At 41.8% G+C, this 18,345-nt stretch carries 19 protein-coding genes; 6 read left to right on the forward strand and 13 right to left on the reverse strand.

The features are described 5' to 3' along the window. Positions 1-52: 52 nt before the first annotated feature. Positions 53-184, reverse strand: a complete 132-nt coding sequence (psbN, locus tag L6494_RS17225; RefSeq protein WP_237988924.1) for a photosystem II reaction center protein PsbN — start codon at positions 182-184, stop codon at positions 53-55. Between the two features lie 96 nt (positions 185-280). On the opposite strand from psbN, the gene psbH reads away from it, so the two are divergent. From psbH to pth, 3 genes are all read left to right on the forward strand, one after another. Next, the gene (psbH, locus tag L6494_RS17230; protein ID WP_190696864.1) at positions 281-469 is read left to right on the forward strand and encodes a photosystem II reaction center phosphoprotein PsbH; all 189 of its coding nucleotides are present in this window, start codon (positions 281-283) and stop codon (positions 467-469) included. A gap of 213 nt (positions 470-682) precedes the next feature. Then, positions 683-955 carry a TatA/E family twin arginine-targeting protein translocase gene (locus L6494_RS17235; protein ID WP_330911022.1) on the forward strand — a complete coding sequence of 91 codons (273 nt, stop codon included), beginning with the start codon at positions 683-685 and terminating at the stop codon, positions 953-955. Between the two features lie 29 nt (positions 956-984). Further along, on the forward strand, positions 985-1,626 hold the full coding sequence (gene pth / locus L6494_RS17240) for an aminoacyl-tRNA hydrolase (protein ID WP_237988925.1): 642 nt from the start codon (positions 985-987) through the stop codon (positions 1,624-1,626). Between the two features lie 253 nt (positions 1,627-1,879). On the opposite strand, the gene rpsU is transcribed toward pth, so the two are convergent. After that, positions 1,880-2,056 (reverse strand): 30S ribosomal protein S21, encoded by a 177-nt coding sequence (gene rpsU, locus L6494_RS17245; RefSeq protein ID WP_237988926.1) that lies wholly within the window; start codon positions 2,054-2,056, stop codon positions 1,880-1,882. Positions 2,057-2,374: 318 nt separating this feature from the next. Between rpsU and L6494_RS17250 the strand changes: the two genes are divergently transcribed. Further along, complete coding sequence (locus L6494_RS17250; RefSeq protein WP_237988927.1) at positions 2,375-5,128, forward strand: GUN4 domain-containing protein; 2,754 nt, start codon at positions 2,375-2,377, stop codon at positions 5,126-5,128. A 423-nt stretch (positions 5,129-5,551) separates the two neighbouring features. Here the strand turns inward: L6494_RS17250 and L6494_RS17255 are convergent, their stop codons facing one another. After that, on the reverse strand, positions 5,552-5,956 hold the full coding sequence (locus L6494_RS17255; RefSeq protein WP_237988928.1) for a type II toxin-antitoxin system VapC family toxin: 405 nt from the start codon (positions 5,954-5,956) through the stop codon (positions 5,552-5,554). Then, a complete protein-coding gene (locus L6494_RS17260; protein WP_237988929.1) occupies positions 5,946-6,206 on the reverse strand; it encodes a hypothetical protein in 261 nt (86 codons plus the stop codon). Before L6494_RS17260 ends, L6494_RS17255 begins: the two co-directional genes overlap by 11 nt. Positions 6,207-6,505: 299 nt before the next feature. Here L6494_RS17260 and L6494_RS17265 point away from each other — a divergent pair, with 299 nt between their 5' ends. After that, positions 6,506-7,291: a Uma2 family endonuclease gene (locus tag L6494_RS17265; RefSeq protein ID WP_237988930.1), complete on the forward strand. Its 786-nt coding sequence runs from the start codon at positions 6,506-6,508 to the stop codon at positions 7,289-7,291. 98 nt (positions 7,292-7,389) lie between these two features. Here the strand turns inward: L6494_RS17265 and L6494_RS17270 are convergent, their stop codons facing one another. From L6494_RS17270 to L6494_RS17310, 9 genes are all read right to left on the reverse strand, one after another. Further along, positions 7,390-7,731, reverse strand: coding sequence for a hypothetical protein (locus tag L6494_RS17270; protein WP_237988931.1), 342 nt, complete (start codon positions 7,729-7,731; stop codon positions 7,390-7,392). Between the two features lie 155 nt (positions 7,732-7,886). Further along, a complete protein-coding gene (locus L6494_RS17275; protein WP_237988932.1) occupies positions 7,887-9,509 on the reverse strand; it encodes a mucoidy inhibitor MuiA family protein in 1,623 nt (540 codons plus the stop codon). 221 nt (positions 9,510-9,730) lie between these two features. Then, positions 9,731-10,666, reverse strand: coding sequence for a LysR family transcriptional regulator (locus tag L6494_RS17280; protein WP_237988933.1), 936 nt, complete (start codon positions 10,664-10,666; stop codon positions 9,731-9,733). 291 nt (positions 10,667-10,957) lie between these two features. Continuing rightward, complete coding sequence (locus tag L6494_RS17285; protein ID WP_237988934.1) at positions 10,958-11,746, reverse strand: carbon dioxide-concentrating mechanism protein CcmK; 789 nt, start codon at positions 11,744-11,746, stop codon at positions 10,958-10,960. A gap of 32 nt (positions 11,747-11,778) precedes the next feature. Continuing rightward, entirely contained in the window at positions 11,779-12,528 is a 750-nt protein-coding gene (locus L6494_RS17290) for a transferase (RefSeq protein ID WP_237988935.1), read from the reverse strand. A gap of 274 nt (positions 12,529-12,802) precedes the next feature. Then, positions 12,803-14,464: a ribulose bisphosphate carboxylase small subunit gene (locus L6494_RS17295; protein WP_237988936.1), complete on the reverse strand. Its 1,662-nt coding sequence runs from the start codon at positions 14,462-14,464 to the stop codon at positions 12,803-12,805. A gap of 116 nt (positions 14,465-14,580) precedes the next feature. After that, positions 14,581-14,883, reverse strand: coding sequence for a EutN/CcmL family microcompartment protein (locus tag L6494_RS17300; protein ID WP_237988937.1), 303 nt, complete (start codon positions 14,881-14,883; stop codon positions 14,581-14,583). 7 nt (positions 14,884-14,890) lie between these two features. Then, positions 14,891-15,235 (reverse strand): carbon dioxide-concentrating mechanism protein CcmK, encoded by a 345-nt coding sequence (locus L6494_RS17305; protein ID WP_039748664.1) that lies wholly within the window; start codon positions 15,233-15,235, stop codon positions 14,891-14,893. A gap of 90 nt (positions 15,236-15,325) precedes the next feature. Further along, positions 15,326-15,634, reverse strand: a complete 309-nt coding sequence (locus L6494_RS17310) for a carbon dioxide-concentrating mechanism protein CcmK (RefSeq protein ID WP_010995042.1) — start codon at positions 15,632-15,634, stop codon at positions 15,326-15,328. 670 nt (positions 15,635-16,304) lie between these two features. Here L6494_RS17310 and L6494_RS17315 point away from each other — a divergent pair. Beyond that, positions 16,305-18,161 (forward strand): NAD(P)H-quinone oxidoreductase subunit F, encoded by a 1,857-nt coding sequence (locus L6494_RS17315; RefSeq protein WP_237988938.1) that lies wholly within the window; start codon positions 16,305-16,307, stop codon positions 18,159-18,161. Positions 18,162-18,345 lie beyond the last annotated feature (184 nt).

Raw genomic sequence — 18,345 nt, forward strand, 5'->3', positions numbered from 1 at the left:
AGGGCTTTCAGGCTTATTTAAACCTATTTCCTGTTTTTAGCCCTTAATTTGTTTAATCTTCATGATCATCATAAGGGTCTGCCAATTCCCTGCTAGGAGGGCCGAAAGAAGTGTAAACTCCATACCCAGTAATCCCAACGATGACGACAGCCACAGAAATGATAAGAACTATTGCGGGTTCCATAAGTGATTTATAGATTATGAGTGCTATTCTTATAGAATATTACAGAAGATTAAAAAAAGCTTTGGCAACTAATCTTAGGTGAATCTTAGGTGAACTATGGCACAACGGACTAGGTTGGGAGATATCCTGAGACCTTTAAATTCTGAGTATGGTAAAGTAGCTCCTGGCTGGGGAACAACCCCAGTAATGGCTATTTTTATGGGTCTATTTTTCGTGTTCTTGCTGATTATCCTACAACTTTACAACAAGTCAATCCTGATTCAGGATGTCAGAGTAGGTTGGTAGATAACTAATAGACAGCAACTAAGCTGACATAGTTAGTTAGCAGACCTCTACCCGGCTTGTCCGGGTTTTTTTGTGTCTTTGCTCCTGAAAAAGTTAGGCTTAATATGTGAGGGAGTAGGGAATGTGATTTTTCACGTTATGTGGAAAAGTTAACGTAAAACCTAACTCCCTAACCCCTTCAACTGCATACACATTATCAAGAGGAGAAACCGCGTGAATATTTTTGGTATCGGTTTACCGGAAATGGCTGTAATTATGACTGTCGCACTATTAATTTTTGGCCCCAAAAAGTTGCCAGAAATTGGACGAAGTTTGGGTAAAGCAATTCGCGGTTTTCAAGAAGCTTCTAATGAGTTCCAGAGTGAATTTAAGCGGGAAGCTGAACACTTGGAACAGGCTGTTAAAACTACTGCGGAACTTGAACCCAAGAAAATCGAAGGAATAAAATCGGAGCAGGATAGTGCTGGTTCTTCCCCAGTCGTATAACTGCTGCGAATCGATTGACTAGAAAGAAGATGACAGAAACTGTTACGCCATCAGCTTTGGTGATTCCTCAACTCATTGTGGGGTTGGGGAATCCAGAGCCTAAATATGACCAAACTCGCCATAATATCGGCTTTGCGGCTATTGAAGCTCTAGCGCGTTCCTGGCACATTTCCTTAGCGGAAAATCGCAAGTTCCAAGGAGAATACGGCGAAGGGACTGCACCGGGAGGGGTCAAAATCCGCTTATTAAAGCCCTTAACTTATATGAATCGCTCAGGACAGTCTATACAAGCGGTGACAAGTTGGTATAAGTTACCACCGGAGTCTGTGCTAGTGATTTATGATGATCTGGATTTACCTTTAGGAAAAACGCGCCTGCGCCTATCTGGTTCGGCTGGGGGACATAATGGTATGAAGAGTGCGATCGCTCATCTTAACACGCAAAATTTCCCCCGCTTACGTATCGGTATTAGTAAACCCAAAGATGCAGCCAATAACGACAACTCAGATACTGTTTCCTATGTGTTGGGAAAATTTACCTCAGCTGAAAATCAACTGATGTCTCTTGTACTCCAGTTTGTAGGTGAATGTGTAGAACTGAGCCTCAAACAAGGAGTAGAAAAGGCTATGAACCGTTGTAATAGTCGTACTATTGAGGTTTCTAAATCTTAATTTTTTTTGTTCAGAACTAACACAAAAATAACGTATTTTCGTCATTACATTCAATCCCCAATCCCCTGTCCCCTGTCACCTGTCCCCTGTCCCCTGTGCAGATATATCTTAACTAACAGCGATATACTCACACCCCATCTGGGGTGTAGTACATCCTGATTGATTCTTCTCAAAAATAATTAGTGGTAAGTCAATGTCGCTTTTCTAGGTGATTTTCCCCAAGCAACACACGTACCCAACCGAATTGGCTTATTTAAAAACGTTTTTTACGCCTAGCTGACACTGCTTTCCGTTTGCGTTTTTCTAACGGAGTTTCAAAGTGCCGATGATACTTGACATCAGCTAATATACCAGCCTTAGATACTTGACGCTTGAACCGACGTAAAGCTGAATCGATTCCTTCGTTCTCTCCTAGAAGTACCTGAGTCATTCGTTTGCCTCGTTTTCCTCATTGAACAACACTTTCCATTGTAATATTAGCCTCAAACTTAGCCAAATTTGTTGAGGTTGTAAGTAAGAACAAGGGCAATTTTTTTTCTGATGATTCTGTCTCTGTGATCCTTGAGATGAGAAGAGGATGATCAACTTTTTCTGACAAATAATGATATGCTAATTAAGCATTTTTACTTAGTTCAACGCCTAATTGCGTAGATGTGATCGCAGTTTGTCGTTAGACATCCCTTGGTATTTTTTCGCAAGCTGTGATCGCTTATACTCCTAAGAGCAGGTTTCACTACACAAGCGATCGATGGCAGAAGAACCAAAAGACCAGAACGCACCCATAACGCTGGAAAGTTTTTGGAAACTCCTTGATTCCAAGCTGATTAGTCTCGGTATTCCTGGGGCTTTGATTGGCGTTGCAATTGATTTCGCCCGTAAGTCGGAATGGAGAAACGCCGGGTTATGTATAGTTGCAGCTGGAGTTTTCTGGTTAATTATCAAAGTTGGTAATAAACTCAGCCCACGCATTGACCAACTAATAGAATGGATATTCAGTAACCTTGAAAGACTAGCTTTGGATTTTTGGGCAAAGTTAACTTCTGACTTTGAAGGTAAATATTATCAAAGATTAAAATTTGACTGTCGAGAATATGAAATTCGGGGAATTAATCGCGGTGCATTGCAATTAGAAAATGTGTTTGTTCCCCTCAAAATGGCGCAGAAAGTAGCGGAACATATACCACAGAATCTTATTAATTATCAGCGAGGAACAATTAACCCACTGGAACAGCAAGAAATTGGTAACTTGCTAGTACAGATGAACAGGGATGTTTACTTTAAAAGGTTAGCTATTTTAGGTGCGCCTGGTTGTGGTAAATCTACTCTCCTCAGACACATTACTTTAATGTATGCGACACGCCAACAACGGCGTTTACATCCCAAAGCACCAAAATTAATTCCGGTTTTGCTGCAATTGCGAGATATTTACCAAGAAATAATTCAAAATCCTGAGATAGCTTTAGCAGAAATTATTGAGAACGCAGTTAAAAAACTCCAAGCTAGTGAACCTCTGCAACCGCGTAAAAATTGGTTTCGTAAAAGACTGAGTGAAAGTAAATGTTTAGTCATGCTGGATGGACTAGATGAAATTCCAGATGATGAGCAAAGGCAAAATGTGAGTGCATGGGTTGATAAACAAATTGGGATACATTCTGATGGTTATTTCATTCTCACTTCTCGCCCAGAAGGTTATCGTAAAGCACCACTAACACAAAATGTCTGTCAGTTAGAAGTACAGCCATTTAGTCGTGAACAACGAGATAAATTTATTCAAGATTGGTATTTTCATCGCGTTAAGCGAGAATATAATAATAAGGTAGATTTGGGTGTAAGAGATCGCGCCAAGAAACAAGCTAACAATCTCATTGAACAAATACAAGCATCTTCATCTTTAAAACTGATGGCAAGAAACCCTTTATTGTTAAATATGATTGCCATCACCCATGAAACCCATCAGACTTTATCTAATAAACGCGTAGATTTATATAAAGAGATTTGTCGAGTATTGTTAGAAGGGAGACAACGAGTTAAAGGACAAACTACGCTGCTTTCTGCTGAACAAAAGCAATCTGTTTTAAAGTCTCTGGCTCTAGAGTTAATGCAACAAAATACCCAAGCATTTACTTTAGATCAATTTTCCCGTCGTGACAAGACATACAAACAGGCGAAGTCTCTTATCCAAGACAAGTTAGATAGATTTCCTCAAGTCATAATTACGCCAGAAGACTTTATTAAAAAAGATGATATAGGCGTGCGGGAGTTACTGAGTGAGAAACAACAAGAGGGGATTTATGAATTGGCTCATAAAACTTTTCAAGAATATCTCGCAGCCGTTGAAATCAAAGAATCTCGACAAGAAAATTTATTAATAGAGGCATTGAATGATGAGACTAAGTTGGCTTGGTGGCGAGAAACAATTCGATTTTATGCCGCCCAAACAGATGCTAGTCAATTAATTGCCAATGCTTTAAATCATGCCAATATATCTGTATTGACTCTGGCTTATCAGTGCAGCAAAGCAGCCCAAGAACTAGAACCTTATGTAAGAAAACAGTTAACAGCTAAATTAGAACAAAGTTTAGCATCTGATAATTTAGCAGAATTTACCTTAGCGGCTGAGGTTAAACTTGCTGATAGGATGAGTCAGTTAAATCATGATTTCTTGGATGAAATTAATGTTGAACAAGACAGTATTGCAGTTGATAGTAGTGATATAACTTGGGCAGAATATCAACTATTTTTAAATGAAACCAGTACACCAAATACCTTGGCTAATAAAAGACAAGCTCAACAGCCTGTAACTAACATTAGCTTTTGGGATGCTAATAGTTTTTGTGCTTGGTTGAGTTTAAGAAGTCGCACAGAATTAGCTGAACCAGGAATTTGTTATAGACAAGCATTAAAACCAGAACAAAATGCTGATGGTAAAATTAAATTGCTGCGGTTTCAAGTACCTACTCGCTATGCAACACTTGCTTACTACCTAGCAGCAGGTAAGTGGAAAGAGGCAGACGAGGAAACATGGAAGGTGATGTTGGAAGTTGCGGGAAGGGAAAAACAAGGCTATCTGGAATTAGAAGACATTCGCCAATTCCCCTGCGAAGATTTGAGAATTATTGATCAATTATGGGTGAATTACAGCAATGGACATTTTGGGTTTAGTGTTCAGAAAGAAATTTATCTCAGTGTGGGCGGAATTTTAGAAGGAAGTCGAACCAGTTCACCTTTCAAAAAGGTTCTTGTTCCCTTCCAATGGATATATACCCGTTTTGGTGGTAGAGTGAGAGATGAAGATAATGAAATCTACGAAGCTTATAAACGTTTCGGCGATCGCGTGGAGTGGAGAGTGAAACAAAGCTGGATTAGCTATAGTGCCGTAATATATACAAAGGATGCCCCCAAGGGACACTTACCATATATTCACTTCTATTTTTATGCCACACAAACCGAGGAAGTCTTCTTCTCTTCTCTCGCGTCGAGACTTGTAAAATGTAACATATAAAGCTTTCAGCAGTTTGTAAACATTTATCACAGCCTCATTTTCCACGCAATAATCAACATTTCACAGTTCGGATACCTGGCACGGGCGGCTGATAACAATTTGCGTGAATAAATTTTTCTGCTACCTCATGCACCTCAGTAGATTCCGTCACCCTCTGCTTATCCCAAGGTAAACTCATTTGCCCAGGCGACGACTTTTTAGCCTTCCCACCCTTAACAATCGAAGGTAAAAAGCGACTCCCCCAATGAAAAACCTGATTTAAGTTCGCGTCGAGGGCGGGGCATAAAAGACTTCCAGATCAAAAAATATCCAAAATACAGTGTGGGGGTGTGTCAGTGCGAGAAAATCTCACTACACCTAGAAATTATTCATACTGACGCACCCTACTAACTCACTAATATGTTTGGTTTGGGGTAATTGGTATCAAATGGAGATAATCTGGATTTTCTTGACTCGGTGCATTGGTTTGGTAGGCTTTTCAGTAGTAATCAATTCATCAGCCTTGAGCCAGATAGCAGCAGCAACATGAAGTGCATCCATTGCAGCTAAACCGTAGAGAGAGGAAAGTTGATAAGCATCTTGTGAAATTTGCTCCAAGTCTGTTGCCCAATAGCTAACAGCACTAAAGAAGGTTTCGTAGAAGTCTGTTTCGTCTTGCTGTTGATTATAAATTGCTTTAGGCACTACTTCTAACTTGACAAATTGGCTCGATACAAATTCCCGATTGTCATCATTGAGAATAGTGTTTGCTTGAATGCCGATTGACTGAACACCCCGAAAAGCAGCAATGAGAACCCCAGAGTCGATGTAAGTCTTCTTACGACTCACGGTATCCTCCCCGACGTTCAGCGAGTTCTTGTTCAATTTCTGCTGCTGTGAGTAATTTTATGCCAGAAGCGATCGCACGTTGCCGAATTTCCCACAGTTTCTGGGCTAAAGGTGTTTGTGGAATATATTCTGTATTGATTGATGTTGCTTCAGATTCAGATTTTAGCGATTCAACAAACTCCAAAACTTTTTGCTGTTTTTCGGGTGTGAGTTCTCGCCAGTGTTCTAGCAATTGCTTTTCTTTCGCCATGATCTACCTCACCATAGAATGATAGTTGTGTTATTAATTTTCACACAAGCAAGGCTTAATAAGCTGGGTTAGCTTTGAGCAGAAGAGTAGTTTCTAAACAACAAAGCCACAAGTTCAAATACCAACCACATAACCGATTTTAGAGAAGTTATGCTCCTAGGAAATGTATCTTTCTGATGGTGTAATCAATCAAGCAATAGCGTTGGTAAATAATGTACCTAAACGTAGCCCGCAGTAGCCATTGCTCCCCCTCCCACTGCTAAACTAAAAATAACCCTTACCCCTGCAAAGGTAAACTTATGACCTCTGCAACCAATCCAGCAACTGACCTAACCCCTTTCCCAGACCATACGCAGCTACCAGAGTCTGATGGTACTTTCGTGTTCGCGGAGCGTACCGGAGGTAAAAACTTCCAGGAACATCCCCAAAGCATTCTACTCACCGACTCCATTAGACCGATATTGCAACAACTCCATCCCGATGGACAATATTGTATCGGTCAAGATAGCGGTATCTACTGGCGGATGACTGACCCCCCAGAGAAAGGCGCAGAAGCACCAGATTGGTTTTATGTAGGAAATGTACCACCTTCGCTGGATGGGCAACCCCGTAGGTCTTATGTGTTGTGGCGAGAGTTTATTGCCCCATTAATTGTTTTGGAATTTGTTTCTGGCGATGGTACAGAGGAGCGAGATAGAACCCCTTGGAAGGGGAAATTTTGGATTTATGAACAGGTGATTCGTCCTCCATTCTATGGCATTTATGAAGTGAATAAAGCCAGCGTGGAAGTTTATCACCTGATTGACGGACAATATCAATTATTACCAGTAAATGAACGTGGGCATTATCCCATACATCCTTTAGGTGTTGAGTTGGGTATATGGCAGGACTCATACCAAAATATGGAATTACCCTGGCTGCGCTGGTGGGATTCGCAGGGTAATTTGTTGTTGAGTGGTGAGGAAAGAGCCGAACAGGAGCGTCAAAGGGCTGAACAGGAAAGCCAAAGGGCTGAAAAAGAACGTCAACGGTCAGAACGCCTAATTGCCCAATTGCGCGCTCTCGGTGTTGAACCAGAGGCTTAGTAAAACTTTGCGTAAAATCGTGGGGAATTTAGGTGGGAAATTTAAACGCAGAGGGTGATAGAGGTAAGCGCAGAGGTACGCGGAGAGTTTGCTACTAATTAAAAGTCGATTCTGCCTCTATTAAATAATTTGAATCCTACGGCTAAAGCGGCGATCGCCAAAAACAAATTCCACAAGCTAATGGATTTAAAAAATATACCACCACTCAAAAACACCAGGACGAAGCCAATACCTAACAAAACCCAGCCGAAATTACCAGTTTCTCGCCGAAAAAATATCAAAGATAATGCACCTCCCATCATGGCTAAAACTGAAGCGGTTGCAGGTAATCTCCGCGAAAATGAATAGTAACCGCTAACGAATATGACGTTTTGAGCGAGGAAGTAGATACCTGTAAATAGTAAAATTAAACCTATAGCTTTAATTAACAGCTTACTCATAATTTGTCTGCATCTTTCTTGATGGCAGTGTTTATTGTTACCGACATTTTAATTTAGGTTGGCAATAATGCTAGGGTATGTAAGTAAATGTTGTTTAATTGTAGTAAAAGTTTAAATCAGTTATCAGGCACTTGATAACTGTTCACTGTTCACTGTTAAATATCTAACCCTGTGACTGTTAGCTCTGGTGGATGCTCAACAGTGAACTGGTAATGTAATTCTTGTTTCTCTTGGGCTGGAATCGTTAACCGCCATTCCAGAATCCCCATTTCGCTGAGGGGTATTTGGGGGTTGCTGCGGTTGAGGCGAACTTTAATTTGCTCGTTGCGGCTAATTGGTAGTTGTTCCGTTAACTTTAAAAGGGTTTCTTGATTGAGCAAGTTAGTAACTACTAAACGATAAGCGTAAGTTATGCGGCGTTGGTTGCCAATCAATTTTTTATCTACTTGACGCTCAACTAAATCACGCTCAATTTTTAAACCTTCGTCAATTCCTAAGTTAAGCTCAAATTCTTGTCCTGGGGCAATGTTTTCTAATTCAGTTGTGCCAACAAATAGATCATCACGGAAAATATTGGCTGTACCTGCTAATAAAGTTGCACCATTCGGACTATTTTTTACATTGGCTTCTAGATAAGCAAAGCTAACTAGACGTGGTATGGCTACATACTGAAAATCACAGGGGTAATCGTCGTTAAAAATTGTGGTTTTATGAGGTGTGCCATCACTAGGGATGTTACCACCGCCATTGAGTTTAAAGGTGACAATACTACCCTCTTTAACTACCTCCACCACCATATTTTGTGCTGATAAAAAATTCTCCTCGTCTTCTGCTTCTAGTTGCATTTCTTCCGTAGATGAAGCAGACATAGCTCTAATAGCGGGTAGGGATGGGCTAGCTAGTTTGCGTAGCGATCGCGCGGCTGGAGGTGTTACGGTGTCTATATACCAAGGATTTAATTTCGGTGGGAGTGTGCCTAGTCCTGGTTTGGCAGTGGATAGGGTAAGGTTCACATCCTGCCAATCTTCGCCAGTATTTTGGGTAACTTCTGCTAAATAACTTAAGTTTAATGTCTTGCTAGTAGTATTTAACCGCAGGTCATATAAAGGTTTCCAACTGGCATGATTCACCAGGTAAGATAGCTCTAACTCAAATTCCCCTGCATCTGTAACTTCTATTCCTACAACTAAGGTAAAACTTTCTTTGGCGTGGGGTGTTTGAACGCTGTGTAATGAGTTACGCAGGGATTGGATTTGCTTATCTAATTCTTGTTGTTGGCTGTTACACTCAGCAGCAGCGATCGCATATTCGCTGTATTGACTGCCCAAAAAATTCAAAAAATCTAGGGTTTCACTCAGGCTAAGATTTTTCCGCGATAGGCTTTGGGCAAAGGGTTCTTCTGTTTTTTCCCGTAAACCTGCAATAAATTGAGATTGTAAAGTTAAAGCATCTACTTGGGCTTGGAGATGACGTTTTTCTGTTTCTAATTGCTGAATTTGTCTGGTTAACTGGGCAACTCGTTCGGCTACTGGTTCGGTGGTGTAAATGCGATCGCAACTTACTGCTAACAAACGTACTCCTACCGTACCTTTACCACTAACTCGAACAGACTCAGGTTCTAGAGTCACTGGCAGTAAAGGAATTGCTAATTCCCGTTCCGAACCTGTGAGGGACACCTTACCCTGTCGTGTAACTAGGGCTTTTTCACTGTACACCGTCACAGATACAATCTGACTTTGTATTGTTTTGCGCCAAGATGGTATTTCCGGGTTAACCACTGCCAGTTTTTTCCTGTGTTAAATGATTCTCCTGGTTAATTATTAAGGCTTAAAGGTCTACCTCGTCAAGCTGCTTAAGTAATGAGTAATGAGTGCTGAGTAATGAGTAATGAGTAATGAGTGCTGAGTAATGAGTAATGAGTAATGAGTAATGAGTAATGAGTGCTTGTCTCCTCTGCCCCCTGCTCCCTGCTCCCCTGCTCCCCTTGCCTCCTACTCCCCTACTCCCCTGCACTAGCATTAGGTGCAACAGTTTGCTCAGTTTGCGCTACAAATTTCTTAGCTGCTTCCAGCAAATACTCGTAGTAAGTATGAGCTACGATTGATAGCTGTTTCCCAGGTGGGTAAACTATGTACCAAGTCCGCTTAATAGGAAAATGCTGTACGTCTAAGATGCTAAATTCGGTATCTGTTAACAGGGTATGGCGAGATAAAACTGAAATTCCTAAGCCGCCGGCGATCGCTTGTTTAATGGCTTCATTACTGCCTAATTCCAGCTTCACTCTTACTTTTACTTGATGTTCTTCCAAGAGACTCTGCACCGCACGACGTGTTCCTGAACCCGGTTCGCGCATAATGAAAGGTTCATTAGATAAACGTTCTATGGGGATGTTTTTTTCCTTGGCTAATGGATGATTTAAGGGTGCAAACACCACCAAGGGATTATCTAAAAATGGCTCGCAAGTCACGTCTACACTTTCTGGAACTTGACTCATAATGTATAAGTCATCCATATTGCTCATCATCCGGTCTATGATGCCTTCGTGGTTTGTGACTTGCAGCGAGATTTCAATTCCCGGATAAAGTTCACAAAAAGGCCCCAACAAACGCGGGATCAAATATTTTGCTGTGGTGATTACTGCTAAACGTAATTGCCCTTGTTTTAGCCCTTTTAAGTTGGCAACTTTCATTTCAAACTGGGCTATTGTCTCAAAAATTTGCCGACAGGTTGCAAACAATTCTCGCCCTGCTTCTGTCAAATAGAGGCGTTTTCCTACTTGCTCAAATAGTGGTAAACCTACCGACTTCGTGAGCTGCTTAATCTGCATCGAAACAGTAGGTTGGGTCAGAAATAGTTCCTCGGCTGCACGAGTAAAACTGCCATGTCGTGCAGCTGCCTCGAACACCTTTAACTGGTGTAGGGTCGCCTGATTCAAGAGTGATTCTCCTCTAATAGCGATTTATCAATATAAAACTAGTATCACTGAATACTCACCAATAATAGAATTTCACTCATATCAAAGTTATGAGTTTAGTATAGATAAAACTCTATTCTCGCTATTAGAAGAAAGTAGTTTTACTTATGGTCTTGAGAAGTTATCATCAATGAAACAAGCAAAGCGTAAGATGCCTTCCAGCTGCAAGATGAATGCTGAATACTGAGTGCATAAATTTTTAATGACAATTTCCCTAAATTGCTCATTTTTTAATTAGCAGTTCATAATTCATCATTCATCATTCCATACTTCTTCTGTAATTTTTACAGGAAGGTTGACTAAATCTGGCAACATTAATACTTCTCTTTCAGCAACTTGTTCTTTGATATTTACTGGCAAGTTTAATGGTTGGCGTTGTTCAATCCAGCAACTTGCTATAGGTAAGGTTTGTTCTAATTCATCTAGGGGTCGGGGAATAACCATCACGGCGTTTAACTCCCCAATGCGTTCTGCTTCAAACATTCCTGCTTCTACTGCTACCGCGACATTAGCTACAGAGCCACGGATAATGGCTGTACACAAACCAGCACCAATTTTTTCATAGGATGCTAGCTGTACATCAGCCGATTTAAGCATGGCATCACACGCACCTACCATTGCGGGAAAGCCTCGTGTTTCGACTAAACCAATTGCTTGGTTACTCAATCGACTATACTGACCTTCTTCCATGAATTGGCTGAGACGGTTAGTAATAGGTAGCACTATGTCGAGGTTGGGAAAAGGTCGGGGAATGACTAAACTAGAAACCAATTGACCGAACTGTTCCGCAGTTTGTACACCAGCTTCTACAGCCAGACGCACATCAGCAATGCCACCACGAACGATCGCCGTACAGTGACCACTACCAATTTTTTCATAGCCAACTAGATGAACCCCAGCAGATTTCAGCATCATGTCCGCAGTTCCCACGATCGCGGGGAAACTGAGGGTGGATACCAAGCCTAAAGCAGTATCCTTGAAGCTGTCTTGACGACGGGTTGTCTGGTTTGTGCTAATAGACTTTTGATTATATGTCTCCATGTGAATCCTCCAGGATACTCACAAACTAACACTTACTCAGAGGAATCGTCAGAAACGGGGGTGTTTAAAAATTGCCGATGGGGAAATAATGTTACTAGAAGTCGTTGGATACTCCCTTGCCCATAAATCTGAGTACCGAAGGTATTAGGGGATTCAGTGGCAGTTTGACCAGATTCTATATCTTCTGGGCTTAGTTCTGTCTGGGTAGAGTCAGTCTCATGATGATCTTCTTCTACAGCAGGAGGTTGATTTTCTGATGCTGTTGAGGATTCTGGTACAGATATAGATTGGTGCGTTACTTCTACAAAAGCTGCGGCTGAGATGGTAGTTGATGTAATCACTTTGTTCTCATTTTCTTTAGGCTTTTGGGTATTTGTAGCAGCAGCGTTATCTGTGGATGTCTCTGGCTGCGGTTCTGTGATATTAATCGCACGACCAATATCTCCTAAAACTGAACCGGGTGGCACTACTAGTCCTGGGGCGACAGAACAGTTAAATACTGTTGTGGCTGAACCAATACAAGCATTCGTGCCGATTTTGCCTTGACCAACCATCAAAAACCCTGCTCCCAAGTTCACACCTGGTTCTACTTCTATTGTTCCTTCATTAACTTGGAGAATTGACCCCATGCCAATACAGACTCCTGCCCCGATGATAATCTTGCTGTTTGTAGCCGCTTGGAGTATCACCCCTGGTGCAACTACTGCACTTGGATGAATTTTCACCTCACCACTAATGTAGGCATCAAAGTTGTTGTGGAGGCGCAGTGGCGGCACAGACATGGAAATTTTAACCTCGGAAGCCGAATATCAGGGGAGTGCTGAGTAATGAGTAATGAGTAATGAGTCAGGTGATTATTGTCTGTCATCATTGCTTGTCATCAACAAAGACCTGGGTTGCAACTGCAATGACTACTCACAACTCAGCACTTTTAACTCAGCACTACTATGTAATGAGTGTGAATGTTGAGTCAGGTGATTATTGCTTGTCATCAACAAAGACCTGGGTTGCAACTGCACTGACTACTCACAACTCAGCACTTTTAACTCAGCACTACTATGGACGCTGAATAATTGTTTCTAACACTCGCCGCTTGGCTTTGGGGTCAATGCCAATCAAGCGCACGTATTCACCTGCATATTCAGCTAAGGTGGATTCTACAGCCGCGATCGCATCTCTTTCTGAGTTAGCGGAAATGGGGCCGGTACTATTCCAAGAACCTGTGCGGAATCTTCTTTGATCTACGTGTTCAATACTAAGCTTATAGCCACCAGCCAAGACTTGCCGGACTTGATCTACTACCTCAGAACTCAACCGAGTGCTAGTAGCTGTTGCTGTCCCTGATGATGATGATGATGATGAACTCACCACCGATCTCTGGCTACCAGAGGGTGCTACTTGACCGTTGGGGCGTTGGATAATGGTTTCTAAGACGCGCCGTTTAGCTTTGGGGTCAATGCCAATCAGACGTACATACTCACCTTGATGGCTTTCTATACACTCTTCTAAAGCAGAAACTACTTCATTAGCTGAAGTTGATTCAATTGGCTTACAACTATTCCAAGAGCCTGTGCGGAAGCGTCGCTCATCTACGTGTTCTGTGCCAATTTTGTAACCACCTGCTAGGAGTTGGCTAATTTGCTGTACAGTTTCAGCCGGAAGTCTACCACTACCAGATCCGTTACTATAGCTGCTGCCATTACCGTTGTAGCTACCGTTTGTCTGACTTGCAGGTGCTTTAAAGCTAGTCGAAGCTTGAACTGCGCCATCAGGACGTTGAATGATGGTTTCTAATACCCGCCGTCTACCTGCATCAATCCCAAACAGACGCACATACTCGCCACTGTGGTCGGCTAGACAGGTTTCTAATGCTGCTACTGCTTCGCCTAATGTTCTGGCTTCAATGGGTTTGCAGCTAGTCCACGAACCTGTACGGAATCTTCTTTGGTCTACGTGTTCTGAGCCAATCTTATAACCTTGCTCTAATAAATAACGTAATTGGTCTATGGTTTCTGCACCCAGGCTATTGCTTGCCACTTCACTACTCCTTCCTATTTCTATGACATTAAGTTTATTACTTGTATAAGATTTAGCGTTCTTATCACGAATGGGTGCAATACACTTGTTATCCGCAGCACAAAGATAACCAGCTCGCAAGGCTTGGTTAATCCCAATCACATGATGGGCAAATTCCTGATCTTGATCTTGCACGTCTGACAAGCGATCGGCCTGCTGTTGGGTGGTGATGATCGATCCTGAAGGTACATATTTGCCAGGGGGAATTTCTACGTCTTGAATCAAAGCGTGCATCATCACAATGCAGCCTGCTCCTATCCTGGAATTGAATACCGTAGAGCGAAAACCAATAAATGAATTTTCCCCAACATAAGCAGGGCCGTGAATCAGGGCCATGTGGGTGATAGAAGCATTTTTGCCAACCCAAACCGAGTATTCATTGCTATCATCGCCTATGACTCGGCCTTGCTCCAAACCGTGAATGACGACACCATCTTGAATATTAGTATTTTCACCAATATAAAAAGGTGTGCCTTCATCGGCTCTAATTGAAGTTCCTGGAGCAACGATTACATTTGCACCTATGTGGACATCCCCAATAATGTTGGAAAAAGAGTGTACAAATGCGGTTTCATGGATTTCTGCTTCCGCTAAACTCCTTGACCACGGGGTTGGGGGAGCCGCCGTGCTGCGGACTGCCATTGCGAGATTCCTCCTAAATTAAGTGTCAATAGTCTGTATTCCATAGTTCATAGTCCATAGTCCATTGCTCATAATTTTGAGTCTGTTGACTATGACTATTGACTTTTGACTTTTGACTACCTGTATTGGTCTTTTTTGCTATAAATGAGACGATCTTCTACGTAAATAGTATCAATTATCGCCACCACTGCTGCATCCAAAGGACGCTGCTCACTCCCAGGTACTTGACGCGCCGCACTACCACGACTGATCAGTACCCATTCGTCTACCCCTGCACCTACGTTATCTGCTGCTACCTCGTATTTTTGCAGGAGGTTTCCTTCTTCATCTACTAATTGCAACAACAGTAGCTTCACACCTCTGAGACTAGGTTCTTTTTGTGTGCTAACTACTGTGCCACGAACTTTAGCGATTTGCATTACTCAACTATGGTCTTCTGCCGAAGGGACGAATTGCGTTCACATTTTCCCGGAATTGCTCTACATCTTCGGTATAACGAATTGGGAGAACATATTCTAAGTTCTCGTGAGGACGCGCAATGATGTGTGTAGACAAAACTTGTCCACCATTGACGCGCTTCACTGATTCAACCCCTGCGCCTACAGAAGCTTGTACTTCCGATACATCGCCTCTCACAATTACGGTAACTCGACCACTACCAATTTTTTCGTAGCCTACCAAGGTGACACGAGCAGCTTTTACCATCGCATCTGCTGCTTCTACCACTGCGGGAAAGCCTAGCGTTTCTACCATTCCTACTGCAATTGACATTCTTTTTGATTCCTGAATAAACTTTCTAGCTTTGAATTTCCATTGACGCTCAAGAAGGCAACCCCGTTAATGAGTTTTTCTACTCAGCTTTTAGGTACGGAACTGTTCCACAGCTTCCGTGTAACGAATCGGTAAGACGTATTCTAGGTTCTCATGGGGGCGGGCAATGATGTGTGTAGATACAACTTCACCACCATTGACTCTTCTGGCTGCTTCAATTCCAGCTGCTACTGAGGCTTGTACCTCAGATACATCTCCCCGCACAATTACAGTAACTCTAGCACTACCGATTTTTTCATATCCTACCAAAGTTACGCGTGCAGCTTTCACCATCGCGTCAGCTGCTTCTACTACTGCGGGAAATCCCTTGGTCTCAATCATTCCAACTGCAATTGGCATCCCATATCTCCTAAAAAATTAATCCAATCAGTACTGCGGTTTGAAAATTTTGCCGGGGAAGCTCATCTTGAGCTACAAAAACACTTCCAAACTAAGCATAGAAAAGGTTGGCATCTCTGGCAATATAAATTAGTATAATAGTTTATAATAAAAAAGTTTTAAAAAACTTAACAAAAATTTGTACCTGTGTTCTTTTCAATCAAATTTTACGGATTACTATAGCAACCACTTGTGCTTTATAATTTTTTTATTACATTTACAAAAAGATATTCATAATCGAGGCTAATCCTGTCTGGCAAAGGAAGATGAGAGTCTGTAATTTTTGCTGTCTCTGGTTTTCCTACAGTTTGTAGTAGGGATCAAGGGTAAATGAAAAACATATAAGAATATATAAGTTTTCTAAATATGCTCTATAAATTTATGTTCTCAAGGTAGAAACGAAGAGTTTAAATCACAGAAAATATGCAGAATGCAAAGGCTTTACCACAAATCAACTTGACTTTAATAGCAGTTTTCGTAGGGGATAGTTAAGTAAAATATACTCATCAAAGATTTTAATAAAAAAATTAAAAAAAGTATAGTTTTTGAAACAACTTAATTTGTTTTAGTAAATCATGGGTTTAAGGGGTTTAAGGAAATTTAAGGCTGAGTCTTCAAGGAAAATCAATAAATGAATGAGTTTCTATTTACAACAAGTTGGTGTATGCCTTTTTATAGTTTGTTAGGCGCACTCATCACATTGCCGTGGAGTATAGGTATTATCCGACGAACAGGGCCAAGACCTGCCGCGTATTTCAACTTGTTGACTACCCTTTTGGCTTTTGCTCATAGCCTTTTAGTGTTTAAAGATATTTGGAACAGAGAACAAGAAACCTGGGTAATTACTTGGTTTCAAGCGGCGGATTTAAATTTATCCTTTGCTTTGGAAATTTCACCAGTTAGTATTGGGGCAACAGTATTAATCACAGGGCTGAGTCTCCTAGCGCAAATCTATGCTCTAGGTTACATGGAAAAGGACTGGGCTTTAGCAAGATTTTTTGGACTGATAGGATTTTTTGAAGCTGCACTGAGTGGTTTAGCTTTTAGTGACTCTTTATTTCTCAGCTACGCACTATTGGAAGTTTTGACACTTTCTACATACTTGCTGGTGGGATTTTGGTACGCACAGCCCCTAGTAGTGACAGCAGCACGAGATGCGTTTTGGACAAAACGTGTAGGAGATTTATTACTACTAATGGCGGTAGTAACACTTTCCACCTTAGCGGGTAGTTTGAATTTTTCTGACTTATATGAGTGGGCGCAAACAGCGACTTTAGACCCAGTAACCTCAGCATTGTTGGGCTTGGCTTTGATTGCTGGGCCAGCAGGTAAATGCGCTCAGTTTCCCTTGCATATGTGGTTAGATGAAGCAATGGAAGGCCCTAACCCAGCTTCAGTCATGCGGAACTCTTTGGTGGTAGCGGGTGGTGCTTATATATTGTATAAACTACAACCTATATTAGCTCTCTCACCTGTTGCATTGAACGCTTTACTGATTATAGGTAGCGTGACAGCAGTGGGAGCTAGTTTAGTGGCTCTAGCCCAAACGGATATTAAGCGAGCTTTATCCCATTCTACTAGTGCTTATATGGGATTGGTATTCTTGGCAGTGGGCTTAGAACAGGGGGGTGTAGCCCTGATGTTGTTGTTAACCCATGCGATCGCAAAAGCATTATTATTTATGAGTTCTGGCTCAGTCATTTTTACTACCCACAGTCAAGATTTGACAGAAATGGGTGGTTTATGGTCTAAAATGCCGGCAACTACTACAGCCTTTATCGTTGGTTCAGCCGGGATGGTGACAATATTACCACTGGGTAGCTTTTGGGCAATGCTAGCCTGGGCTGATGGCTTAGTGAGAGTTTCCCCTTGGGTGATTGCCATTTTAATCTTAGTCAACGGGTTAACCGCCTTAAACTTGACACGGGTGTTCAGATTAGTATTTTGGGGTCAACCGCAACAAAAAACCCGCCGCGCCCCGGAAGTCGGCTGGACGATGGCTTTCCCAATGGTATCACTGACAATTCTGACGTTAATCTTACCTCTAATGCTACAGCAATGGTACTTATTGCCAGCTTGGGAAAGCATTGATTGGTATGTGGTTTTAGTATTGGTTTCTTCTACAGTCGCTGGGGTAGTCATCGGGTCAACCATTTATCTGCACAAAGCTTGGTCTAGGTCAAGAATCATGGGTTGGCGAATGATGCAAGACTTATTGGGTTATGACTTTTACATTGACCGAATTTATCGCCTCACCATAGTGAGTGCAGTATCCATACTATCGAAAATTTCCGCGTGGAGCGATCGCTATTTAGTTGATGGCTTAGTAAACTTAGTCGGTTTCGCCACGATTTTCAGTGGTCAAGGCTTAAAGTACAGCATTTCTGGTCAATCCCAAGGATATATGTTGACCATCCTAGCGGTAGTCAGCGTCCTAGGCTTTTTCATTAGCTGGTCATTAGGCTTACTAGATAAGTTGCCTTTTTGAGAGTTCTTAATGAGTGCTGAGTAATGAGTGCTGAGTAATGAGTAATGAGTAATGAGTAATGAGTGCTGAGTATTGAGTATTGAGTGGAAAACTGGAAGAGAGGAAAGTTAAAAGTATTTATTTATAACCTGTCCCCAGTCCCCAGTCCCCAGTCCCCAGTCCTCAGAGGTTCTTTAATTTTGAA

This window comes from Nostoc sp. UHCC 0870, from assembly GCF_022063185.1.
Lineage (GTDB): Bacteria > Cyanobacteriota > Cyanobacteriia > Cyanobacteriales > Nostocaceae > Trichormus.